21 protein-coding genes are annotated in these 25835 nt (G+C 24.6%); 5 read left to right on the forward strand and 16 right to left on the reverse strand.

Annotated features, from left to right (window positions below):
• Positions 1-115 precede the first annotated feature (115 nt).
• Both ACJA25_RS01150 and ACJA25_RS01155 read left to right on the forward strand, forming a co-directional pair.
• Positions 116-1957 carry a ribonuclease J gene (locus ACJA25_RS01150; protein ID WP_406615904.1) on the forward strand — a complete coding sequence of 614 codons (1842 nt, stop codon included), beginning with the start codon at positions 116-118 and terminating at the stop codon, positions 1955-1957.
• Between the two features lie 41 nt (positions 1958-1998).
• Positions 1999-3432, forward strand: a complete 1434-nt coding sequence (locus ACJA25_RS01155; RefSeq protein ID WP_406615906.1) for a hypothetical protein — start codon at positions 1999-2001, stop codon at positions 3430-3432.
• Between the two features lie 70 nt (positions 3433-3502).
• Here ACJA25_RS01155 and ACJA25_RS01160 read toward each other — a convergent pair whose 3' ends face one another.
• The 7 genes from ACJA25_RS01160 to ACJA25_RS01190 form a co-directional block, all read right to left on the reverse strand.
• A complete protein-coding gene (locus ACJA25_RS01160; protein WP_406615908.1) occupies positions 3503-4135 on the reverse strand; it encodes a hypothetical protein in 633 nt (210 codons plus the stop codon).
• A gap of 62 nt (positions 4136-4197) precedes the next feature.
• Positions 4198-5394, reverse strand: coding sequence for a hypothetical protein (locus ACJA25_RS01165; RefSeq protein ID WP_406615910.1), 1197 nt, complete (start codon positions 5392-5394; stop codon positions 4198-4200).
• The gene (locus tag ACJA25_RS01170; protein ID WP_406615912.1) at positions 5360-6100 is read right to left on the reverse strand and encodes a pseudouridine synthase; all 741 of its coding nucleotides are present in this window, start codon (positions 6098-6100) and stop codon (positions 5360-5362) included. The genes ACJA25_RS01165 and ACJA25_RS01170 overlap by 35 nt, the downstream gene beginning before the upstream one ends.
• A 13-nt stretch (positions 6101-6113) precedes the next feature.
• Entirely contained in the window at positions 6114-7247 is a 1134-nt protein-coding gene (locus tag ACJA25_RS01175; RefSeq protein ID WP_406615914.1) for a nicotinate-nucleotide adenylyltransferase, read from the reverse strand.
• Complete coding sequence (locus ACJA25_RS01180; RefSeq protein WP_406615916.1) at positions 7238-8500, reverse strand: Y-family DNA polymerase; 1263 nt, start codon at positions 8498-8500, stop codon at positions 7238-7240. The genes ACJA25_RS01175 and ACJA25_RS01180 overlap by 10 nt, the downstream gene beginning before the upstream one ends.
• Positions 8490-8924 carry an iron-sulfur cluster assembly scaffold protein gene (locus ACJA25_RS01185; protein WP_406615918.1) on the reverse strand — a complete coding sequence of 145 codons (435 nt, stop codon included), beginning with the start codon at positions 8922-8924 and terminating at the stop codon, positions 8490-8492. The genes ACJA25_RS01180 and ACJA25_RS01185 overlap by 11 nt, the downstream gene beginning before the upstream one ends.
• Positions 8914-10083, reverse strand: coding sequence for an aminotransferase class V-fold PLP-dependent enzyme (locus ACJA25_RS01190; protein WP_406615920.1), 1170 nt, complete (start codon positions 10081-10083; stop codon positions 8914-8916). Before ACJA25_RS01190 ends, ACJA25_RS01185 begins: the two co-directional genes overlap by 11 nt.
• 81 nt (positions 10084-10164) lie before the next feature.
• Here ACJA25_RS01190 and ACJA25_RS01195 point away from each other — a divergent pair, with 81 nt between their 5' ends.
• Entirely contained in the window at positions 10165-11679 is a 1515-nt protein-coding gene (locus tag ACJA25_RS01195; RefSeq protein ID WP_406615922.1) for a hypothetical protein, read from the forward strand.
• A gap of 42 nt (positions 11680-11721) precedes the next feature.
• On the opposite strand, the gene ACJA25_RS01200 is transcribed toward ACJA25_RS01195, so the two are convergent.
• From ACJA25_RS01200 to rpsD, 9 genes are all read right to left on the reverse strand, one after another.
• On the reverse strand, positions 11722-12378 hold the full coding sequence (locus ACJA25_RS01200) for an Mbov_0400 family ICE element protein (protein ID WP_406615924.1): 657 nt from the start codon (positions 12376-12378) through the stop codon (positions 11722-11724).
• Between the two features lie 129 nt (positions 12379-12507).
• Entirely contained in the window at positions 12508-13362 is an 855-nt protein-coding gene (locus ACJA25_RS01205; protein WP_406615926.1) for a bifunctional 5,10-methylenetetrahydrofolate dehydrogenase/5,10-methenyltetrahydrofolate cyclohydrolase, read from the reverse strand.
• Positions 13350-15866: a valine--tRNA ligase gene (locus tag ACJA25_RS01210; protein WP_406615928.1), complete on the reverse strand. Its 2517-nt coding sequence runs from the start codon at positions 15864-15866 to the stop codon at positions 13350-13352. The genes ACJA25_RS01205 and ACJA25_RS01210 overlap by 13 nt, the downstream gene beginning before the upstream one ends.
• Before the next feature lie 123 nt (positions 15867-15989).
• Positions 15990-17789, reverse strand: a complete 1800-nt coding sequence (gene lepA, locus ACJA25_RS01215; protein ID WP_406615930.1) for a translation elongation factor 4 — start codon at positions 17787-17789, stop codon at positions 15990-15992.
• Positions 17790-17951: 162 nt separating this feature from the next.
• Positions 17952-19220, reverse strand: a complete 1269-nt coding sequence (locus ACJA25_RS01220) for a hypothetical protein (RefSeq protein ID WP_406615932.1) — start codon at positions 19218-19220, stop codon at positions 17952-17954.
• Positions 19213-20895: a hypothetical protein gene (locus tag ACJA25_RS01225; RefSeq protein WP_406615934.1), complete on the reverse strand. Its 1683-nt coding sequence runs from the start codon at positions 20893-20895 to the stop codon at positions 19213-19215. The genes ACJA25_RS01220 and ACJA25_RS01225 overlap by 8 nt, the downstream gene beginning before the upstream one ends.
• Positions 20876-21751, reverse strand: a complete 876-nt coding sequence (locus ACJA25_RS01230; RefSeq protein ID WP_406615936.1) for an amino acid--tRNA ligase-related protein — start codon at positions 21749-21751, stop codon at positions 20876-20878. Before ACJA25_RS01230 ends, ACJA25_RS01225 begins: the two co-directional genes overlap by 20 nt.
• A gap of 327 nt (positions 21752-22078) precedes the next feature.
• The gene (rpmE, locus tag ACJA25_RS01235; protein WP_406615938.1) at positions 22079-22297 is read right to left on the reverse strand and encodes a 50S ribosomal protein L31; all 219 of its coding nucleotides are present in this window, start codon (positions 22295-22297) and stop codon (positions 22079-22081) included.
• A gap of 12 nt (positions 22298-22309) precedes the next feature.
• Positions 22310-22909, reverse strand: coding sequence for a 30S ribosomal protein S4 (gene rpsD / locus ACJA25_RS01240; protein ID WP_406615940.1), 600 nt, complete (start codon positions 22907-22909; stop codon positions 22310-22312).
• A gap of 188 nt (positions 22910-23097) precedes the next feature.
• Here rpsD and ACJA25_RS01245 point away from each other — a divergent pair, with 188 nt between their 5' ends.
• Together ACJA25_RS01245 and thiI are read left to right on the forward strand one after the other, a co-directional pair.
• On the forward strand, positions 23098-24702 hold the full coding sequence (locus ACJA25_RS01245; RefSeq protein ID WP_406615942.1) for a hypothetical protein: 1605 nt from the start codon (positions 23098-23100) through the stop codon (positions 24700-24702).
• A complete protein-coding gene (gene thiI, locus ACJA25_RS01250) occupies positions 24695-25825 on the forward strand; it encodes a tRNA uracil 4-sulfurtransferase ThiI (protein ID WP_406615944.1) in 1131 nt (376 codons plus the stop codon). Before ACJA25_RS01245 ends, thiI begins: the two co-directional genes overlap by 8 nt.
• Positions 25826-25835 lie beyond the last annotated feature (10 nt).

Raw genomic sequence — 25835 nt, forward strand, 5'->3', positions numbered from 1 at the left:
ATTTTTTCCAGAATAAGAATTTTTTAGTTTTTTCTATATAATAGAAATAATATTTTTTACAAATGTTTCATTTATTAATAATTAATAATTCATATTTTAAGGAGAAGTAATAACTATGGAACCTACAAAAATTATAGGTCTAGGTGGAATACAAGAAATTGGAAAATCAACATTAGTTGTAGAACACGGTAATTCAATATTTATCATTGACGCTGGAATTAAATTTGCTGATACTGCTACCACAGGAATTAAAGGAATTATTCCTGATTATTCTTTTTTAGCATCTAAATTTAATAACATTGAAGGTTTATTTATAACTCACGGACATGAAGATCACATTGGTGGAATTGTTTATTTAGTACAACAAGTTCCAATTAAAAAAATTTATGCCCCTAGAATTGCTATTCAATATTTAAGTCTAAAATTTGAAGAATTGAATATTGGACACGATATTGAAATGATCGAAATTCAAAAAGCAGATGTTCATCATTTTGGTGAAAGTAAAGTCGATTTTTGAACAGGACAACATTCAATTCCAGATGCATTTGGAATTAGATTAACCACTCCTAATGGTTCAATTATGTGTACTGGTGATTTTAGATTCGATTATCGCCCCATCGGAAATCTAACCGACTTTGGTCGTTTAGATCAAATGGGTAAAGAAGGCTTAACTGTATTATTTTCTGATTCAACTAATGCAATGAGACCTTATCATTCCCCAAGTGAAACTGATATTTTAATTGATATTGAAAAACATATGAAAGATGCAACTAGAAAAACCATCATTACTATGTTTGCTTCTAACTTAATTAGAATTAAAGCAATAATAGACCTAGCGGTTAAATTAAAAAAGAAGGTCGCTTGTTTTGGTCGTTCAATGATTCAAGGAATCAAAATAGGTCGTAAGCTTGGCTATATTGATGTTCCTGCTTCAACTTTCGTGGAAAAGAAACAACTAGATGGAATTCCTGATAATCAATTAGTTATTTTAACCACTGGTTCTCAAGGAGAACAATTAGCAGCATTATCAAGAATGAGTTATGGAAAACACGGTACTGTCAACGTTCAAAAAGGAGATATGATTATATTTTCTTCTTCTCCAATTCCTGGTAATAGAATGTTTGTAGAATTGTTGATTAATCGTTTGTATAAATTAGGTGCTATTATCAAAGAAAATGGGCCAGATGGATACTTACATACTTCAGGGCACGCTTATAAGTGAGAGCATGATAAGATTTTCCAATTAACTAAACCTAAATATTTTATGCCATATCATGGTGAATATCGAATGTCAATGGTTCATGGACAAACCGCAATTGAAAATGGTGTTTTACCTGAAAATGTAATTATTCCTGAAACTGGTCAAGTTTATTTAATGTCAAACAATGTAATTACAAGAACTGATGAAAAAGTTAATTATGGCCCAATATATATTGATGGTAATTCAGTCTTAAATTTAAATACATCTATTATTAAAGAAAGAGTTAGTTTATCTGAAAATGGTTTTGTTAATTTAATCTTAACAATTAGCAAAAAGAATAATGCTATTTTAGGTAGACCACATTTAATTTCTAGAGGTTCCTTTTATGTTAAGACTTCTTTAAAATTAGTTGAAGAAGCTAAAAGAGTAGCACACGGAGCGGTGCTTTATCATATTAAAAATAATGAAGAATGAAATGTTGTGGAATTAAAACAACTAATTGTGGAAAGACTTGAAAATTTATTTTACAAAGAAAAAAGAAGACGCCCAATTATTGTACCTACTATCTTATTTGATGACGAAGAACCAGAACCAAGCTTTGCTGATTTAAAAATTAAATTTAAAAATGCTAAAAAAGAACAAGAAGTAATTACAAACGAAACAGTTAAAGAAGAAGTAAAGAAAATCAAAGAAGAAATGTTTGGTACTGTTGAAGAACTAAATGAAGATATTCATGATTTAGAAGATGAAATTTAATTTTAAAACAAATTAAATATAATTAATTTGAGGTTTAAATTATGAGAAAGCAATTAACAAAAATATTAGCATTTTCAATGTGCTTCACTATGCCAACTTTTTTTATTTCTGTAGCTTGTTCACGAGACAAAAACAAAAATAAAGAACTATTATTAAAAAGAGATGAATTACTAAAACAATGTAATGACTTAAAAATTAATAATAAAGAGCTAATTTATAAAAATATTAACCAAAAAGTTTCTAATGTAATTATTAAATTAAATAATTTATTAGAAACAAAATATGATATTTTAAAAGGTAATTTAGATAAGATTCAACAAGAAATTTTAGATCTTAAAAAAGAATATGCTAGTTTTAAAAAAGAAGTTGCGAGTGAAATTTTGAGACTCGAAACTGAAATTGAAACAGTAGATATTTTTTATAAAGATGAAGAAAACAAAAATAATGTTGATATTTCACAATTAAAAAATGAAGATTTTTTATTAAAAGATCAAACCAAAGATTATAAATTACACATCACAAATATGTCAGCAGATAATTATGGCATAGTTACCTTAACTTTTAAATTAGAATCAACATTAGATAAATTTAAAAATTTATCAATTCTATCAAATAAAAGTGAAAATAAAATTATTTCAGGTTTTTTAAACCGTTTGGAAAATGAAAAAGTTAAAACATTGAATTCCTTAAAATCAAGCATTGAATTGCAAATTAATGAATTAAAAAACAAATTACCAGAAGAAAATAAAGAATCATTTGAAAATAATAAAGATAAACTTTTAAAAGTTCAAATAGATTTTATGAGCTATTTATATAATCTAAATTTTTCTATTTTGTCCAAAGAAATAAAAGAACTAAACACAATCGTCAATTTAAATAAAATATTTTTAAAGCTATTTAACAAATCCGGAATTGAAATATTCCATCAAATTATCATTGATCATTTAAAAGGTGAATTGGATTTTACAAAAATATCTTCTTTTACTCAAAATGAAATTCTTAACAAATATTTAAAAATAATTCAGAAACAAGTTAATGAGCAAAACTTTAAAGATGATTTAATTGACACAATTCTAGAAATTGATTTAGTAAAAAACATTGAAACAATTGCTAAAAAAATTTCAATTTTTATTGACGATAACAAAAAGAAACAATTGGAAAAAATTCTAAAAGATAGGAATGAAATTTCTAAAATTGCTAATGATTTTATAGTGAATTTTGCAAGAATTGAATTAAAAAATGAAGATAATTCAATTGAAAAAATAAAAGAAAAAGTTTTTAATATTTTTAAAAATTCCTTTGATAATCTTAAAAATACATTTAAATCAATTTTTTCTGAAGAAGATAGTCAAGCAATTATTAATGAATTAACTAATTCATTTTTAGTTTATAAAGATAAAATTAAAAGTAATTTTGATGCTTTTAAAGCATTTGAAGCATTATCAGAGATAAATAAAATGCTAAAGAAAAGCTAAAATTTAAACAACAAAAAACATTCTTCGTATGCGAGAATGTTTTTTATAACTTTAATATTAAAGAGCTATTTTATTCTTCTTTAGTTCTTTTTCGAGATTCAATTTTAGAAGAAACAATAAAAATACTAATTAAAACAAGACTGACAATTAATACATATGGTATATATAAAACTATGTTTTTGCTAATCAATGAATTCATAAATTTTACCATCACACTACCTAATAATGTATAACCAAAAAAGAATACATAGGTTAGTCAAAAAAGTATTGAAAAAATCAATATCAAAATTGGACTAGCTATTGCTTTTCTTGTAAAAGCTTTAATAATAAAAACAATAGTTTCAATTACTCAAATTAATAAAACAAACACAATTATAGTAGCGAACATAACAGAGAATAAAATCAAACCACCATTATGCACATTTGAAGTGGTAGTTAAAGTTTCTTTAATATATTTGAACAAACTTACAAAAAACACTTTTATAAGTTGAGGTTTTCAAAAAATGGTTGATAGTAATAAATAAGTTCAAGCAATAAAATTATTAAATTTATTAAAAGCAAAATATTTACCAAAATTATCAGTTTCATAAACCATTATAGAACCAAAGTTTTTATTTATAAATAATGGTAAAGTAAAAATAGAAAGTAAAATTATTAAGAAAATAGTAGTTGTTAAATAATTTTTACAATGTAATTTCTTCATTATGTATTCCTTTTACAAGCAACATCTTGTAATAAATAAATTATACTAATTTGTTTATAAACTTATAAACCATAAACATCTTTTATTAATGTTTGTAATTCAATAACTTTTTCTTTAATACTAATGATTACTTTTAAAAAGTCATTAATTTGAAGTTGACAATCGTTTTTAATTTGTTCTTTGAGTTGATTTAGCTTTTGAAAATCTAATCCTAACAAGTCTTGGAATGCTTCTTTAAATTTGTTAAAAAATTTATTAACATCTAAAACAATTTGCTGATTAGTGTTGTTTTCGATAATAATTTCATTTGAAATAAACAATTCGTTGAATTGAATTACAAAGTTTTTAATTTTGTCAAACTTACTATTATTTTCATGAGTTAAAATAGTTTTTCATTCATTTAACAAATTAAATCACGCATGAACATGGGTGTTACTATTTTCATCAAACAATTTATTGTAATCAATATTTTTGATAGACTCATTTCAAAACTTATATGAAAATTCATCTGATTTATTGTTTTTACCATTAAAGAATTTAGGAATAGTTTCAAGAACATCAGATAAAAAGTTGTTTCTAGTTTGATCTCTTTCTTGTTTCTTTTTAATATTTAAAAAACTAGGCTCTAAAGCATTGTTATTTTTTTCTTTTCATATTTGATTATATTTTTTATAATCGATTAATTTTCTAATTTCAAACAATGTGCTTTTATCAGTTGAAAATTGTTGAATATAATCAAAAATTATTCTATATATTTCAATATTCAAATCAAACAATCTTCTTAATTCTTTGTCTATAAAAACAGAGCTACTAGGATAATATGTTTCAAAACTATTAAGAAATTCATTGATTTTTTCAATGGTATTACTGTCAGTTATTTTTTCTTTTTTCCCTTGTTTTATAGCATAAAAAGTTAAAGAACTTTTTTCATATTTTGCTACATTTTCAATTTGTTCAAAGAAATTATTTTTCTTTAATGAATTCTCTATGTTTTTCAAATTTTCATAATGATTAACAAAATATTTGTATATTTTTTCTTTCTTATTAATAGTTATATCAATGTTAAAATCCAAAGTTTCAAATTCCTTAGAAATGCTTTCTAATATTGAATTATATTGTTTAAGAAATTTTGTATCTCTTTCTTTTTCCTCTTTATTTATTCCAATGCAATTAGATGAAACAACAGGAATAAAAGCTAATGCTAATGATGTGGGAATTATTAATTTAGTTGTCTTTTTCATTTTTAATTCTTTCTTCATTTAAGTGTATTAATGTTTTAATTCTTTTAAGTTCATTTATTGTTAATTTTCGATATTGACCTATCATCATCTTTTCTACTGTTATACCAGCATATTCAATTCTTTTTAAATTTATAACTTTTTTATTTACATATTTAAATATTTCTTTAACATGATGATATGTTCCTAATTTTAAAGTAACCAAATATGTTTTTTTATCAATTTGTTCTACAACTTGTTCTGATAAAATGCCATTTATTAGTATTTTTTTGTTAATTGCTTTTAATTCTTCATTAGTTAATGGTTCATTAATTCTTGCTCTATATTTTCTTATAATGTTAAATTTTGGATGAGTTAATTTATAAGCAAAATCTCCATCATTAGTTAAAAATAGCACTCCAGTTGTATCAAAATCTAATCTACCAACAGTGAAAATTCTCTTATCTGTTTCTATTAAATCAGTTACTTTTTTTCTATTCAAAGGATCGTTAGCAGTACAAATAGTTTTAGCAGGTTTATTTATTAAGTAGTAAACAAAATCTTCTTTTTTAGTATTTATTAATTTATTATCAATTTTTATTTTGTCATTAGTTGCGTCAATTAGCATTCCTAAAGTTGCTAATTGATCATTTACTTTAACTCTATTTTGAACTATTAATTCTTCTGCTTTTCTTCTAGAACAAAATCCAGCATTAGCAATTACTTTTTGGATTCTTATTTTTTCCATTTTTTCTTTCTACTTAAGAATTAATTCATTTTTCATTAATTTTAATTTGTTCTTCTTCTAATATTTTACCTTTTTCTATTTGGTGATTGTAATTCATTTTAACCACTTCTGCAAAACCTTTATCAAAATTAGTAAGAGCTAATTTTCTAATTTTTTGAATACCAGGATAATTTCTTCCTTGACAAATTTTGTCAGCAATAAAAACAATTTTGTCTAATGTAGAAAGATTTAAATTTAATGTTGTATGAACTTCAATTGCGTGAATAATTTCTTCATTTTTTAATTTGTAAACATTTTTTAATCAAAGAGCACCACAAATTTGATGCAATTTATGTTTAGGAATAGTGTTTCATTCTTTTTGATATTTGCTTTCAGTGTTTTTAATAAAAATTCTAGATTCTTCTTCTGTTCATTCTTTGCAAACATCATGGAACAAACCAGCGTAGTAAGCAATCTTTGCATCATAATTAATTGTTTTAGCTAATTGTGCCGCAAATTCAGCAGCAAAAAAACAATGCTTTGCTCTTTTAACAGATAATGTTGAATTAATAATGTTTTCAGCATATAAAAAATTATTAGCAATGTAGTTTAAAACTTCAGGGTTTAACTTGTCTAATTTTTTCCCCATTCTAATTTCAGTTGATGATACATTTAGAATGTCAAATTCTAATTCAGCTACTTTATCTTTGATAAACTTCAATACATTTTTTTTGTATTTGCCTATATCTTCATTGGTTTCTTTTACCCTTGGAACAAAAACAATTTTCTCTACAAGTGAAGAAATTTTTAAAAAGTCTTTTCACTTATGAAAAACTTTTTTATTTTCATTTCCTAAAATTAAAAAAAGTTCATCATTAGGGCAGATTTTTTTAAAATGCATTATTGTGTCAATAGTATAACTGACAACAAATGGTTGTTTTTTGATTTCGAAATCACTAATTTCACAATTTTTAGGTAATGCTAATTCCAACATTTTAATTCTGTGTAATTCAGAAGTTACTTTTTTATTTTGTTTGAATGGAGAAATTAAAGTTGGCACAATAATTAATTTATCTAATTTTAGTGAGGATGCCAAAATATTGTCAATTAAATTAGTATGCCCATTATGTACAGGGTCAAAAGAACCTCCATAAATTCCTATTTTCATTTTTTCTCTCCTTTTTCATCAATATTAATGAACTTGACATTGTTATGCGTTTTATCTTTTATTTTTTGTTCCTTTAAAAAATCTATGCCGGTTTTAGCAATATCTTTGTTCATTGTTAAATTTATATCTTTAATTATTTTATCAATTTTATTGTTTTCATTCAATTGCTCGTTGTTCGATTCAAAAAGTGAAATTTGAGTTCCTAAATTAGATTCAAAGATTAAATTAGATAGAGCAACACCTATTCCTTTGATGTTTTTTCTATTTAAGTCATTGAATAATTTGATGCTTGTTTTAGCAACTACATTTACATCATTTGTAAAACTATTTAATTTCTTTTGTCTAGAAATTCATTTACCAGATATGTTTCTTATTCTTAAAACTACAGTATTTGCAAATTGACCTCTACTCTTAGCTCTTTGGCAAACTTTGTTTGCTAAGTCATTTAAAACTAAATAGAAATCATTTTCATTGTCAAGATTATCAAAATCAAAAGTAATTTCAGAACCTAAACTTTTCATTTCAGCGCCCTCATTTAGAGGTTCATCATATTGTCCATTAGCAGTGTCAATAATCTTTTTAGCAAATTTTCCAAAACAAGAAATTGCTTCAATAGAGTTTTCTTTTAATTTAGCAATTTCACCAATTTTTTTAATCCCAAAGTTATTTAATTTGTTGGTTAAAGATTTACCAATTCCAAAAAACTTGTTGATTTCTAAATCTCAAATCAATTGTAAATTATCTTCATCTATCAATTTAATTCCAAATGGTTTTGCTAAATTAGTTGCCATTTTGGATAAAAATTTATTATGCGAAATACCGATAGAAATTGGAATTTTGAATTTCTTTAATATATCCATTTGAATTCTTTTGGCATAATCTAATATTTGATCATTAGTTTTTTGTTCCAACTTTTGACTCATATCTAATCAACATTCATCAATAGAAAACATTTCGAATTTATTTGAATAATTCTTAGTTATATAGTCAAAAATAAGGTTTGATAAATTGATATACAAAAGGTAGTTAGCATTAATAAAAATAGTTCTTGGACATATTTTTTTAATCATAAATGCTGGATCACCATTTTTAATTCCCAGTTCTCTTAATTCGTAACTAACTGCACAAGAAATCGCTTTACCTTCATTTTTAGCAATTGCAATTGGTTTATTTAATAATTTTGGATTTAAACTACGGTGTGCTGAAACAAAATAGCAATCAAAATCAATATGGAAAATAATTTTATTTAGCATTTTTAATTTGTTGCAAAATTAATTCTGAAGCCATTTTTGCACAACGCTTTCTACTTTCAGATTTATCAATATTGTTATAAATTGCCAATTCTCCTATTTTTACCAATTCTTCTATATTTAAGTCTTTCCCGTCAATTAAATTATGATAAATTTCAATGATATTTTTCACTTCACTAATGTTTTTATTTTTCAATAAATTGATTAAAATATCAGTTGCAGAAATGAATATTGCGCAACCTTGACCATTAAAAGAAATATTTTTTATTGTTTCATTTTTAATTTCTAAATCAATATTTAAGGTATCTCCGCAAGTTTCACCATAACGGGTAATGTTGTCAATTTCATTTAAATCTTTATTTAAATTTTCAGGTTTTAAATAATGATTCATAATAATTTTTCTTTTTTCATCTTGATTATATTGCAAGGAAATCACCTCCGGTTTTTAATGCTTCAATTAGCTTATCAATATCATTTTTATTGTTATAAATTCCCAAAGAAATTCTTACAAAACTTTCTTTGTTATCATTAATTTTTGAATTTTCTTTTATCAATGGAACACAAAATGTGCCTGATCTAACATATATATTTTTGGTTCCTAAATAATAAGCAATATCTTGGCTATCTACATTTTTGATGCTAAAAAGAATTATTGGTGAATCGCTTTGATTATAAACTGTGATAGTTTTAATTTCTTTTAATCTTTTAAAAGTGTAAGCACTTAATTCTTCAATAATTTCTTGAGTTTTTTGATATCCAATGGTTTTAAAAAAGTTTAAGGATTCATTAAACATATAGATACCACATAGATTTAATGTTCCTGATTCAAAACCAATAATATTTGGTTGATAAATAATTTTTTTGTCAATTATTCTAGCAATAGAACCCCCACCAGAAAAAGCTGGAGTAAGTTTATTTAAAAGTTCTTTTTTAATTGCTAAAATTCCTAAACCAGTAGGTCCATAAAATTTGTTTGAACTAAAAGCGATAACATCAGAGTATTTTAAACTAACTTTTTCATGAACAATTGCTTGTGCAGCATCATTTATTAATAAAATATTTTTTTCTTTACAAATTTTATATAGCTTTTTAAGATCTAGTTTTTCTAAAAAAGCATTATTCATTTGCGAAATAGCTACTATTTTAGTTTTTGATGTTATTTTGGCAAAAATGTCTTCTTGTGTACAAGTTATGATTTTTGCTTCTTTTTTGTTAGCGATTGTAATTCATGGTGCAATGTTTGAAGAATGATTATTCAAATTAATCAATATTTGATCGTCTTTTTCTATTAGTGATTCTGACATTAAAGCAATTTTATTCAATGAATCAGTAGTGCCAGAAGTAAAAATTATTTCATCACTTTCACAATCAATTAATGAAGCAATTTTTTGTCTTACTTCTTTAATAAATGAATAAGTTTCATTACCTAATTTAGAATTAGAAGTACGATTGCTTACACATTTTTTTAAATAAAATTCATTGGATTTTTCAATAACAGATATAGGTTTTTGAACCAAAGCTGAATTGTCTAAATACACAATTTCTTTTAAAATAGGAAATAAATCTCTAATGTCGTTTTTTTGCATATTTTAATTTTATATTTTTTTAGTTTATAATTATTATGATATTTATTTAGATAATAAATGTCGTAGAAAGAAATTTCATTCATGAAAATTAATAAAAAAGGAAAATTTTTAATTACTATTGGTAGCACAATAGCTGTTTTTGCTACACCTTTTGCAATTTCAGCAACTTGTACACCTAAAGGCAAAGAAACAAAACCTACTCCTCAACCAGGGCCTGTTCCAGGAATAGGGGATCAAGAAAAGGCAAAACTTCAAGAATTACAAAAAGTTTTAGTTGAAATAGAAGAAAAACTATCTTCACTAAAAAACTTAACTGTTGTAAAGCAAACTTATAAGGAAATTGTTATTCTTAAGGAAGAATTAAAAAAACCAGAAGCTAAATATGAAACTTTAAAAGTAAAAGTTGATCAAATTTCTAAAAATGCTAATGAATTATTAACAAATAGTATCAAACCAGTTGTTAATAACGAAACAGATAAAGAATACAAATTCTTTGATGGAGCAATGGAAATTGATAAAAAAGTTACTGATGAAGCTTTAGGATATTACCCAACTTATGTTTTAGATTTGATTAAAAAACAACCAACATTTGAAAAACAAAAAGAAATTTTTGAAAAATTTCATAGTGGAATGGTACTTTTACCAACAGCAGAAAATAATATTTCTTTAGAATTAGATGCTTGTGAAGCTGATGATACCAAAGGTTTAACTTTAGTATTTAGATTTACAAAGGAAGGAAAAGAATACTATTCATCATTTTTATTTGATCAAGTAGGTAAAAATAATAGATTCAATCCAAATGAACATCATTTTACTGTTAACAAAAAATTTGTGTTTTGAAATGGTGAATTAACAATTGATGCTATTAGTTATGAATCAGAACCTGATTTCAATGAATTGCATACTGCATTACAAACTAACAATCAAAAAATGGAAGCTAAAGAATTTGAAGAAAAAATTCTTGTAGAATTTGGAATTTTAGCTAAAGTTGAAGAACCATATGTTTTAGAAAAATCATCTGAAGGTAGAAAAGTTGAATACCAAGTTGACTCTGAAAAATCACATGCTCATGGTGATAAAGAATATCACTATGTATTGAAAAAGTTTGTTAATGGAGAATTAATTTCAACCATCCAAGGTACAATTGGTGCTAAAGATGCAAATCCTTCTCAACCAGGAATTCCACATGAAGATCAAAGTAAAATTGAAGTTGGTAATTTAATTGTAAATGGAATTGCTAGAGTAGAAGCTATAAAAGATATGACTGCTAGCGAATTTATGACACAAGCAAGAGAATTTGCTAAAACAAAAGAATATTTAGTTAGTGGAATTGTTCCAAAAGAAAAAATTGAAAAATTAGATGGTATTTTTAAAAATGAAGCTTTACAAAAAGAAGTTTTAACCTTTGTTAAAAAATATTGAGATGTACAAGGTGAAATTGAAATGAGCAAATATGCATTCTTCTTTGATTTCGCTTATGGACATCCACATGGATTGCATGATTACCATATAATGGTGTATATAAAAGATATGGTTACTCAAAATGTTTCATACAAAGATTTTCATATTAGTACATTTTATTGAGCACATGCATAATGTTTTTTAAGATAAATGAAAATTTAAACACAATATAGGTGTTTAAATTTTCATTTTTAGAACAAAAGGTTGAATTCTAGGAGGGCCTATATAGCAAAATTCATCTTTTTTTTGAAGTGTCGGTAAATAATTATTATTAATAAATTCATCAAATTCTATATCTTTTAACGCTAGAATTTTGCTACATGTCGTTTGTATATAATTAAATATTTCAAAATCATATATTTTTTCAATATCTGAGTGGAGAAAATTTGAATAAGTTTTATATGGATTTTTTTCTAATTTTATTTCTTGAATAGTTATTTGTTCTTTATGTTGGCTTAAAAAATTAAAAAAATATTTATAAAATTCTTTTTTTTCATCACTATTTTGATAGTTATTTAAATCAAAAATTTTACTTTTGTCATAAATAGTAAAAAAATCTTCCTTATTCATAATTTGAATTGAAGACATATCTACATAACTTGATTTATCTTTTTCAAAATGAAGCTCAATTTCAGATTTAAATTTATTTTTTTTATCTTCTGTATTGTTTTTAGTTGCTGATCTAGCATTAAGGTAATAAACATTTTTATCGGTCACAAATAAAATTACTGGATGAGTTATATATTGGTTATTTTTTGTAATTACTTTTCCATTTTTATCAAAATTAGTTTCAATTTCCTTAAAATTATCTTTTTTAATTCTTACAAATTTCATTTTTCTTCCTATCATTATGATCATACTGTATATTGAAAATAAAAAAGAATATTTTCTGAGTATTTTTTTTATAAATAATTTTGTTTTTAAAACAAAAAATATGCGTTGGAAAAATCAACACATATTTGATTAATAAGGGTTTTGCTCTTTAAAAGCTTTTAATAAATTTTTAAATAGAGAAACTACTGTCAAAGGTCCAATTCCGCCAGGAACAGGAGCAATAGCACTCAATACATCTTGAACTTCATCCATATCAACATCACCCACTAATTTAGATCTGTCAATGGCATCATCTAAGTTGCAACCAACATCAATAACTATAGCACCTTCTTTTACATTCTTTCTTTTTATTAATTTTGCTTTTCCGGCAGCAGCAATTAATAAATCAGCATTTTCAGTTCCCCTTAGGCCAGAAGTAATATTGTATGTTGACACTATTCCATTTCTTTTCTTTAATAAGAAAGCAATAGGTTTACCAACTAAATAAGATCTTCCAACAACTGAAATTTTTTGGTTTTCAATAGGGATTTGATAATAGTCAATTAAAGTTAATATTGCCATAGCAGTAGCTGGGGTAAAATGAAAAGTACTGGTTGAATTATAGAAATTAAAAGTATTTCTTGTAGATAAACCATCTATATCTTTTTTAAATTGAACACTATCAAGAATAACTTGTGGTGCTGAAAAGTTAATTAAAGGTAATTGCACAATAATTCCATCACTATTTTCATTAATTCCTTCAATTTCTTTTAGTAATTCTTTTTGAGTTATAGTTTCAGGATATTTATATAAATTAACTTCAACATTTAACTGTTCAGCTTTTTTCATTTTGTATTGAATATATTTATTGCTTGAAGGATTATCACCAACTTGAATTATTGATAGTTTAGCTCTTCTACCAATTAATTCTGTAGCTTCTTTAAATTCTTCAATTAGTTTTTTTGTTTCTATTTCCGCAATTATTTTTCCATCTAAAATTTGCATTTTGCCTCCAATTCCAGACTATACTTCAATAGTTCTTGTTTATATTTTTGTAATTTTTCTTGTTCGATTTGGACTTTTTCCTTTGGTGCTTTACTTATAAAATTAGGATTATCTAAAATATTTTTGGCACGATTGATTTCGAAATTAATTCTATCAATCTCTTTTTTAATTCTTTCTATATCTTTAATTCTCTCTTCTGGAGACAATTGAATATATAATTTTCCAAAACTTAAAGAAATCAGAGAATCATTATTTTGTACATATTTTGAGTTTGTTAAAATATTTACAATTTGTTCTTGTTTGACTTCTAAATTGAAGTCAATACAATAATTAATTATATCTTTTTTTGAAATTTCTTTTTCTTCACGGTATCTTCGGATAGCAGAAATCAATTCAATTATTTGATCAACAGTTAATAAATTAGAAGATAGTTTTTTCTGATTAACCTTTTTTATAGTTAAATTAGGAAAAACTTGTTCGAGAATTTCTTGTTCGAAAATTTCTTTAAATAAGTAATCAGAAACAAAAGGTAAATAAGGATGAATGATAATTAAAAACTTTCTTAAAATTTCTAAGGCGAATTTTTTGTTTGGTTTTAATTTTAAAAATTCAATATATCAAGAAGAAAAATCATTGTAAATAAATTTTGAAATTGAATTTCCGATGATAGTAAATTCATATTTTTTCATCGCCTTATCAATGTTAGTTTTAAGTTGCGCTAACTTTTGTTCTATTCATTCATCAAATTCAGAATTTTGTTTTACTTGGTCATCTTGTAAGCTTTGAATATATCTAGCAATATTTCAAATCTTATTATTTAAAGTTCAAGCAACTTTAATTTTGTCATCAGTGTATTTTAAATCATAACCTGGTGTAAAGTTTGTGATTAAACCTCATCTTAAAGAATCGGAACCATATTTGTCAATAACCTCAATTGGATCAACTCCATTGTTTAGTGATTTAGACATTTTTCTGTTTTGTGCATCTCTAACTAAACCATGAATTAAAACTTCATCAAATGGTTTTTTCTTCATAAAGTGTAATCCGAAAAAGTACATTCTTGATATTCAAAAGAATATCAAGTCATAACCAGTAACTAATAAATTAGTTGGATAATATCTTTTTATTTTTTGACTTTCATTAGGTCAATCTAAAAATGAAAAAGGAGCAATACCTGAAGAAAATCAAGTATCTAAAACATCTTGGTCTCTAACTCAACCTTGGCCTGGTGAATCAATTTGAACCTTCATATTTTCATCTTTATATCAAGCAGGTATTTGATGTCCTCATCAAAGTTGACGTGATATATTTCAATCATGCGCATTTGCAATTCATTGTTTAGTTATTTTAATAAATCTTTTAGGATAAAACTTAACTGCTTCTTTTGAATCTAAATGTTTTAATAAGTCCTTAGAAAATTTTTCCATTTTAATAAATCATTGGGGAAGCACTAATATTTCAATAGGACTATCACTTCTTTCTGAAAAACCAACATTTGAAATTGTTTCTTTTTCTTTAATTAAAAGATTATGTTTTTTTAAAAAAGCAACTATTTCTTTTCTTGCTTGTTCTCTATCTAAACCAAAAAATATTGAGTTTTTTTCAGAGATTAAACCATTTTTATCAATTGTTTCATAAATTGGTAAGTTATGTTTTCTAATTATTTCAATGTCAACTTCAGCATGTGCTGATAGCTTCATTAATCCAGTTCCAAATTTTTTATCTACATATTGATCAGCAATAAATGGTATTTCTTTATTTGTTAAGGGATGGATGATTTTAACATTTTGATATTTTAAATATCTTGCGTCGCTTGGATTATAAACTACCGCTACATCCGAAAGCATAGTTTCAGGTCTAACTGTTGCTATTGAAACAAATTCATTAGAATTAGCAATAGGATATTTAATGTAATACATTGTTTGTTTGGTAGGTTTATTAATAACCTCAATATTAGAAACAGTAGTTTGTAAAATAGGATCTCAATTAATAGGTTTTAAATCTTTGTAAATAATTCCTTCATTATAAAGTTGAATAAAAACTTTATTTACGGCTTCATTTGATAAATCATCTAGTGTAAATCTTTCATTATCATAATCTAGTGCTAAACCTAATTTTGCTCATTGTTTTCTAATTTCATTAGCATAAGTGTTTTTTCATTCTCATATTTTTTCAATAAAACGTTCTTTTCCATAGTCATACTTTGTTTTATTTTCTAATTTTTTTATTTCTTTTTCAACTCTTGCTTGAGTTGCAATCCCCGCATGATCAGTACCTGCTATATAGAATACATCATAACCACTAAGCTTTTTGTATCTAATGATTGAATCTTGCAAAAAGGTATCAAGCGCATGACCAATATGCAATTTACCTGTTACATTTGGTGGGGGTAATAAAATTGAAAAAGGTTTTTTAGTTTCGTCATGTATACTAAAAAACTTTTTGTTTTTTCATTTTTGTGAAATCTGTTCTTCAAAAAATTGTGGTTCATATAATTTATTCATATTTACACCTATGATTTAAAATAAAATTAAGTTATTTATAATTATAACATTATAAATAATAACTAATAGGAAACCAATAACAAAAATTTATGTATTGGCCTATAAAAAAGGTAAATACATAAATTATTTTTTCTTATCAATATTAGTTTTTAATATGCTCATAAAAGCTTCTTGAGGCACTTCAACAGTACCAAGAAGTTTCATTTTCTTTTTTCCTGCTTTTTGTTTTTCTAATAATTTTTTATATCTAGAAGGATCGGAAGCATGTAATTTAGCTGTAACATCTTTCCGATATGCTTTTATTGTTTCTCTAGCAATTATTTTTCCGCCAATAGCAGCTTGAATAGGGACTTCAAAATTTTGTCTAGGTATAGCTTCTTTTAGTTTTTCACATAATTCACGAGATTGAGGATATGCTTTATCAATATGAGAAATTATTGAAAAAGCATCAATTTTATCACCGTTTAATAAAATATCTACTTTCACTAAATTTGAATCACGATAATCTATTAATTCATACTCGAATGAAGCATATCCCTTTGTTGTAGATTTTAATCTATCAAAAAAATCAAAAATTATTTCACCAAGAGGTAATTCATATTCAATTTTAGAACGATTAGAATCTATATATTCTAAATTTAAATATATTCCTCTTTTTTCTTGACATAATTCCATTGTATTTCCGATAAATTCATTTGGAACTAAGATTGTAGCATGAATGTATGGTTCTTGAATTTTTTCTATAAAAGTTCTGTCTGGTAATAAAGAAGGGTTAGAAATTTTTTCAATTGTTTTGTTAGTCATAAAAACTTTATATTCAACCGAAGGTGAAGTAGCAATCACTCCAATTTTATATTCTCTATTTAATCTTTCTTGGATAATTTCCATATGCAATAGACCTAAAAAACCAACTCTAAAACCAAAACCCAATGCTTTTGAAGTTTCTTGTTCTCATGTTAATGAACTATCAGATAGTGAAATTTTTTCTAAACTATCTTTTAATTCAACATAATCTCTAGTATCAATAGGATAAAATCCAGTATAAACAACAGGTTTTTTTGATTTATAACCTGGTAAAGCTTCTTTTGCAGGATTTTTTATTAATGTTATAGTATCTCCAACATGAACTTCTTTTGCATCTCTAATAGCTGCGGAAATTCAACCAACTTCACCAGATTCTAAAGTTTCTTTTTTAGTTTCATTAGGGTTTCTAACTCCTAATTCAATAACATGATATTCAGCATTATTTGATAAAAATTTAAATTCATCATTGACAGAGATTTTGCCTTGAAAAATTCTTACCAACATAACAACACCACGATAAGGATCAAAATAAGAATCAAAGATTAATGCTTTTAATGGTTTGTCATCATCAGCATCTTTAGGACAGGGAATGTAATTTACTATCGCTTCTAATACCGATTCACAATTTAAACCAGTTTTTGCTGAAACACAAACTGCATTATCACAAGGTAAACCTATAACATTTTCAATTTCCTCTTTTGTTCTTTCAACATCTGCTGATGGAAGATCAATTTTATTAATTACAGGAATTATTTCTAAATTATTTTCTAAAGCCAAATAGACATTTGCCAATGTTTGAGCTTCAATTCCTTGTGTAGCATCAACTATTAATAACGCTCCTTCTGAAGCAGCTAATGAACGAGAAACTTCATATGTAAAATCAACGTGGCCAGGAGTGTCAATTAAATGAAAAATATAGTCCTTATATTTTAATTGAACCGCATTTAATTTAATTGTTATTCCTCTTTCTCTTTCTAGATCCATTTGGTCTAAAAATTGATTTTCCATACTATGAGCATCTACGGTGTTGCATAACTCTAACAAACGGTCTGCTAAAGTAGATTTTCCATGGTCAATATGAGCAATAATTGAAAAGTTTCGAATCTTTGATTTGTCCATAGTAAAAATTATAATTTATAAAGCAAATAAAATTAAAAAATACCATTTCCTTTTTTAAAGAAAATTTATTTTTGAAAATTAAAAATGATAAAAAGAAATTCCGTATTTACCTATAAAAAAGCAAAATACGGAATTTTTATATTTTTTTACAATAATTTTCTACTAATTTATTGTATTGATTTCATTTGTCTTTTCTTCATTTTGTAAATCGCCTTTTATCGATTTATTAATTTTGCTTTCGAAAACAATAATCAATAAGCTTGATATCAAAATTAAAGAAGCATAAATTGTAAAACTAATAAAGTAATTTAATTTGTAAGTGATAAGGGTGAGTAAAATAATTATTAGTGATGAGGAGATAATTCTAAAAATCAAGGTATAAATTGTGTTCTTTTTGAATTTATCTTCTTTGAAGAATAAATAAGTGTTTGTATAAAAAATTGAAATAAACAATGAATAAAATAATTGTTGAATTCCAATAGATATTAAATAAATAATATTTTTTGAATTGTTATCGATTTTTGAAAATAAAATAGGGACTAAAACTAAGAACAAAATATTCATTGGTATGAGTATTCAAATTAGTTTAATTTCTTTTTTTCTAATTACTAAAGAAATTAAACTTCCAACAAAACCAAAGGAACCAAAAATTATACTTAGAATGAAAGATCACTTTGTGGCATCAAATTTGATTTCATTAAAAAATTGAGACATTCCACTTTGTTTTGGAAATAAAAATAATCCAACAATTAAACTACAACAAAATGTGTATAGTCATTTTAACTTTATCTTTTGATTTTTTTGTTTTTCTTGTTCATTATTTTCGTTTGTTTCATCAATAGTTTCTAAAGCTTGTTCACTAGTTTTTAAGAATAGATATAAAATTCCAGAAACTAAATAAGTGATAATGTTTAAAACTATTAAGGTTCAAAAAGGAAGTTTGCTAAATACAATTACAGAAAAAATAGGACCAATTAATAACGAAATTGAAGTAGCAATTATTGTTAATGAATTGTATGTTTTAATATCCTTTTTATCTTTAGAAATAAAGTACAAAATAGATTTTAAAGCTACAAACCTAAATGAATGGACAATATTTAAAAAGATATTTATTACCAGAAGAAAAATTGAAAATACGTAGATTTGGTTATATTTTTGAATAACAAAATAAGTTATCAAAATGATACCGAGTATAATGCTACTTATCACATCACAAATAAATAGTATATTTTTAAGTTTTCATTTTTTAGTTATTTTATTATTTAACAAATAAGAAATAAAAGTAGGAACTTGCATTAATAAATATAGTAAGGATACCAATCAAAAACTATTGGTAAATTTATAAATATAAACAGCAGTTCCTAATTTGAAGGCTTCTGAACCTATCATTGATATAATCAAGGAACTTGAATATTTTGTTTTATTAATCATTTTTGTTAAATTCCTCATTTAAAATTCTTGTTATTTTCATCATATATACTAGATTTAAAATGCTAATTTTTGATTTCATTGTATGAATAAAATCGGCAGGTATAGCAATAGTTATTCCGTTATGAGATTCTGAAATCTCACTAATGTCTGTTGAACCTGAACCATAATAAAGTTTATAGGGAATAGAAAATTTTTCAAAGATTTTAGTTACTTTTTCAAGAATTTTGTTGTTTAAAGGAGTAAATGAATCAGCAACTCTAATTAAAAGGTTATGATTTTCTCATTTGTTTCATTGAGAAACTTCAAGATTTATACATATTTTTTGTTCGCCTATTAGTTTTTTAGTTTCTTTTATTCCTTTAAGACCAATTTCTTCACTATTTGTTAAGAAAATGTTTGGCACTTTTTTTGTATTTTCTCTTAATCATTTTAAAACAAAAACATTAATTTTATTATCATGATTTCTACTTAATAAGTTGAAATTTTTAACTGCTGGTTTTTCATTTGAAACTACATAAAAAGGAGTTTTAGCAGATTTGCTAAATAGCTCATCAAGATTATGATTAATTAATTCAATTCTTGGTTTGTTTATTTTAATATTTTTTTCTGCTGAAAATACATAATCATCATTACTTTTAAAAGCTAAATTTTCACTAATTAATTTTCCGGTTGAATCAAAAACATTCAAATCATTAGATTTTTGTCAAATTATATTTCCCGAATTATAAATGTTACCATTTAGTAATATTCCCATAACTTCATCACAATGTGATAAGAAAACTAAATTTGAATTATTGTTTTCAAGTTTAAATGCTCCTTCGCTTTTAGCAATATTATCAAAAATTTGATTAATAAATATTTGTTCATTGCCTGATGGTGATATTATGTTATATTTTTCTAAAATTTGGTTAATAAAACCATCGTAAAAACTTTTAATAATTTGTTTGTTTAATTCGATGTAATTTTTTATTTCTTGATCTTTATCGATTTCTTCGAAAAATAACGCAATCTTTTGTAGCATTTGTTGTTGCTCTTCGTTTTTTAATTCGAAGTTTAAATATTCAGTTTTTCATCATAAAAAATCTTCGTATTTATAATAAATATAAATAAAAGTAGAATTATTGATAAGGTTATAAATATTTTTCTTTAAATGACTTATTTGATAATTTTCAAAAAAATTGGTCTTTTTGCTTATATTGATTAAATCTAATAATGCTGTTTGAATTTTTTCATTTTTATCATTGTGTAAGTAATATTTTGACATCACATAGTTCAACATAAAAATTTTCCCTAAAAATAGAAAATCTATATTAGTTATAAAAATGTTCTTATCTATTTTTTCTATTAAACTTTCATCAATAGATTCAAAGAGAATAAATTCAATTTTGCCATAATTGCTTGTTTGAATTGTTATTAAGTTATCATCTTCTCTGTTGATATTTGCTTTTAGTTTTTTAGTTAAAAAATGGATAAACTCTCTTTTTGTAGATAAATTTTCATTGTTTAAGAAAAACAAATCGATATCATTTGGCGTTCTATCAATTATATTTTTAAGTTTTAAAACATATGAGCCTTTTATAATTACTGATACTTTTTTAGATTTGAGTTTGTTAAATTCATCTAATGTTTTTTGTAAAATTTTTATGACATTTTGATTATGGTTCAATATTTTCATTTGTGTCCCTCGGAAGAACAACAACATTTCTAATGTCGTTTTCGTTTATTAAAAATAGTATCAATCTTTCAATTCCTACACCAAATCCAGAGGTAGTTAATGGGAATTTTTTCTTCATTTCGATATATCAATTATATTCTTGAGGATTGTTTTTGTGAAGCTTTATAGAATCTAGAACTTCGTTAGCACTTTCACATCTTTGACCTATTCCTATGGTTTCACCTATACCTATTAAAAAGTCTGAATTAATAGACGTTTTTGAATCATTTTTTTGGTAAAAGGGAATTAATTTAGTGGGAAAATTGTTTAAAAATACTGCGTTGTTATTATTTTTTGATAACAAATATTTTTCACCCAAGGAATTAATTTGTCCATTGTTTTCAATTCCGTTGATGAATTCATTTTTTAATATCTTTATTGCTTTTTTATAGTCTAAATTTAGAAATGAATTTTTTAAAAATGTTTCTAAATTTGTCAAATTTTTTCTTACTAATAAATTATCTTTAAGTTTAGTGATTACTTGTTTAACTATATGTTTAACATAGTTAAATGCTAATTTTTTACATAACTTTATGTCACCCTTAATTTCAATCTCAAAATGATTGAATTGGTGTAAATGTCTTTGATCAACATTTTCACCTCTAAATGTGTTTGTAAAATAACCAACTCTTTCTGGTCCATTAGTTCTTAAAAGTAATTCTAAATAGAATTGCATTGAATCTGCTAAGTAAAATGAATTCTTATTTTCAATAGATTTTACCTTATATGGTTTTGAATCGGAACCTAGACCCATTGGGCTAGAAATAGATTGAGTAGTTATTGGTAAGCAAACAAAATAAATTTTATTTTTTCGCATTCACTTTATTGTTTCGAAATGGATGAAATCATATATTTGCAATAAATTGTTGTAGCGTTGATTATTGATGGCTTTTAAAAAGTCTTTCTTATAATCATCGAAAAACATTATTTCTCCATTCTTGTTTAAGATAAATAAAGCAAATATAGTTCAAAACTATATGTTGCTTGATTTAATTATATAACCAGAAAAATTATGATAAATACAAAAGGCCAAAAATTCGTATTAGCCTTTAAATAACTAAAATATGCAAAAGATTAATAAAAACACCAAATGTTAAATTGATACGCTTGGTGTTTTTAAGAACTTAATTTTTTCAAAAACTAATTAGTTTTTCTTGCTATTAGATTTTGCCAATCTTTGGTTAAATTTATCGATCATACCTGTAGCTTTTGTTTTAGCTTTATCACCTGTATAAACAACGTGACAACCTGAACAAACATCTATTGAAATACTTTTTTTGGTTGAACCAAATTTAAATTTTTTACCACAAGTAACGCAAGCAGCATCAATTGTGAAGTAACTTGGATGAATATCTTTTTTCATATTTTTCTCCTACTATTTTGAGTAGTACTCAACAACTAAGTTTTCTTTAATTTCAGGATGTATTTCGTTTCTTTCAGGTAATCTATCAAAAGTGATTACAAAATCTTTGATAGATAATCAAGCAGCAGGTTTTCTAACTTTCATATTTTCAAGAACTTGAACATTTTTTCTTGATGCTTCTTTTAATGTAATTTTGTCATTAACATCAATTACCATTGAAGGAATATTTGCTTTATGACCATTTAAAGTAAAGTGACCGTGTGAAACTAATTGTCTTGCTTGTCTTCTTGTGTTTGCTAATCCAGCACGATATACCAAATTATCTAAACGACGTTCTAGTAATTGTAAGAAGTTTGTACCAACAATCCCTTTCATTTTTGTAGAACGTTCAAAGAACTTACGTAATTGTTTTTCGCTTAAACCAAATAAGTTTTTAATTTTTTGTTTTTCATAAAGGTGTAAACCATAATCTGATAGTTTAACCTTTTTCTTTCCGTGTTGACCAGGAGCATAACTTCTTTTTTTGCCTTTAGCAAATTCTTTTCCTGATTCAAGGAAAGAAAAACCGTAACGACGAGCTTTTTTAAAAGCAGGTCCAGTGTATCTTGACATAATAACCTCTTCCTGCATAATAAAAGATAACAACCTCTAAATAAAGAATAATGCTTTTAATGATTTCGATTTAAACAGCTAATCTACTTTCAAATTTAAAACAAAAACATTATTTAAAATATTTATGGTTATTTGCTGATAATATGCTCCTATATTTTACAATATTTTTATTTATAATATAAAACAATATGCAGCAAAAAATTATTTTTCTAATTCTTATCCTTGTACTCTTTATTGTTGTTTTTTTAATCCTATATTTCTTAATAAGAAATGCTTCAATAAATGAATATGCAAAAAAGGTAAAAGAAATCAAAAAAGAAGTTTCAAATAATCACTCTTATTTTAAAACTACTTTGATTAGATATGAATCGTTATCAAAAACAAATACTAAGTTTAATAGGGACTTCAAATATTTAAAAAAATATAATGAAAATCTTGACGAATTTTATGAAAAAATAATGAATTTAATACTTTCATTCGAAAATAATAAAAAGCATTATAAAAGACTTGAATGCAAGAAAAATTACAATGAAATTAAAATTTTTTATGAAAGTTATAAAGAACAGGAAAGTAATTTTAAAGCAATTTCAGAAAACACAATTAATAGTTGAAATGAAATAGATGAAACCTCTACCAAAATTTTATCTACCATAAAGAAATTAGAAGAATATATTGACTTTAATCAAAAGAAACTTAAAAATTCAGAACTTTATTTAAGAAAAGAATTAAATACTTTAAGAACTGAAATAAAAAATTATGAAGAGCAAAAAACTTCGATTAAAATCGCTGATGTTAACGTAAAAATAATTGACTTTAAAAATAAAATTAAAACATACATCAATAAAATCGACTGTATGTTAAATTTTGAATGAACCATTTATTACAATCTTGAAGGTTTAATTCAAACTGTTGCTACACAAAATCCTGGCGAAGCAATAAAAAAGATAAGACATAATTTTGATAAATTCAAAGCTCAATGATTAGAAATTCCATATCAAGAAGTAATAGCATTTTTAAAAAACACTTACAAAAATGTTAATTTAATCAAAAGAGAAGCAGAAAATAAAAAACACTGAATTGAGTATTGAAATTCAGAAGGCAGACTTGAAAAGTTTGTTAGTGACATTCAACAAATTAGCGATTGTATTGATGAAAAAATTAAACCATTATTAGAAAATAAAACTAACAATCAATCAAATAATTTTCTTTTAATGTTTGAAGAATTCAAAATGAAGAAAAATGAAACAATCGAAAAATTGCGTTCAAATAAAGAAGAAATAGTTAATGTTGTTGAACTTGTCAATATTGCTAAGAATGTCTTAAAAAACTTTAATGAGTTTATTAGTTTAATTATTTTTGAACAAATCATGTACAAATTCAATTCTTCATTATTAAAGGTTTATGAACATTGATATTTATACGTTTTATCATTAAGAAATGAAATCGAAAACAATACTTCAAATGACGAATTATTTATGGAATTTGAAAACTCATTTTCTGACTGAAAAGAAGAAATGGAACAAATTACCAACAATTCTTTAAAAGTTTATAACACTGATAAATGAAATAAGTTTATAAATTCATTTGCAAACATTTTTTTTGTGGTTGCTAAAGCAGACGCTTATAAAAAAATGGTTAATGTAACTTTGGAAAAAATAATTAAAAAACAACCTGAAAATCCAAAGATAAAAAATATCGTTGAGTTTGTTATTTCTGAAACAAAGAAATTGAATTATGAAAAAGCTTTTGATGGTTTAATGAACTTCATCAAAAAAGGAAGAACAAATGTATAAAAAAATTTTAATTAGATATGGTGAATTAGTTTTAAAGAAAAAAAATAGGAATACATTTACAACTATTTTAGCAAACAACATCAAAGCAATTTTAAACACTAAACCAGAAGTTGAATTCGATAGGATGTTTGTTGATTATTCTGAAGATCATTTAAACAAACTTATGTATGTTTTTGGAATAAGTTCATTTTCACCAGTTGCGGTAATTGATAAAGACATCGAACAAGTTAAAGAACAATGTTTAAAAATGGTTGATAAAAATACCAAAACTTTTAAAATTTCGACCCATCGAAATGATAAAAGTTTTAGCTTAAACTCTAATCAAATTAATTGTGAAGTTGGTTCATTTATTGTTGAAAAAGCAAATTTAGCTGTTGATGTTCATAACCCAGACCAAGTTTTTTTTATTGAAATTAGAAAAAATAACATCTATATTTTTTCAAAATATCATTACGGTTTAGGCGGTTTACCAGTTGGATCATCAGGTAAAACCTTACACCTTTTATCGGGTGGAATAGATTCTCCGGTTGCTGCTTTTAATTTAATGAAAAGAGGCTTAAAGGTTGAATTTTTAAGCTTTATCACACCACCTCAAACTGATAGTAAAACTATTGATAAAATTCATTCTTTAATTAAAGTTTTAAATTTATATCAAGTTCATTCAGTACTACATTTGGTTAATTATTCTCATTTAATGAATTACATTGCATTGGTTTCAAAACCTGCTTACAAAATAACTTTAATGCGTAGATCATTTTATAGAATTGCTGAAAAAATAGCAATTAAATATAAAATACCAGTTTTATCAAATGGAGATAATTTAGGTCAAGTTGCTTCACAAACTTTAGAAAGTTTAGCCACAATTTCTGAAGCTACAAGGATGCAAATTTTTAGACCTTTATTAACAAATGATAAAGAGGAAACAATTAAAATTGCTAAAAGAATTGGTACCTATGACATTTCGATTTTAAAAGCAAATGAAACTTGTGAATTATTTGCTCCCAAAGAACCTGTTACAAAACCAACGGTAGAACAAGTTATACCTTTGGAAAAAGAATTGCAAATGTTAGAAGAATTAGAAAAAGAGTGTGTTGATAATTTAGTGGAAAATATTAAATTTTAAAAAGACTATC

Source organism: Mycoplasmopsis hyopharyngis, from assembly GCF_045276885.1.
Taxonomy (GTDB): domain Bacteria; phylum Bacillota_I; class Bacilli_A; order Mycoplasmatales; family Metamycoplasmataceae; genus Mycoplasmopsis; species Mycoplasmopsis hyopharyngis.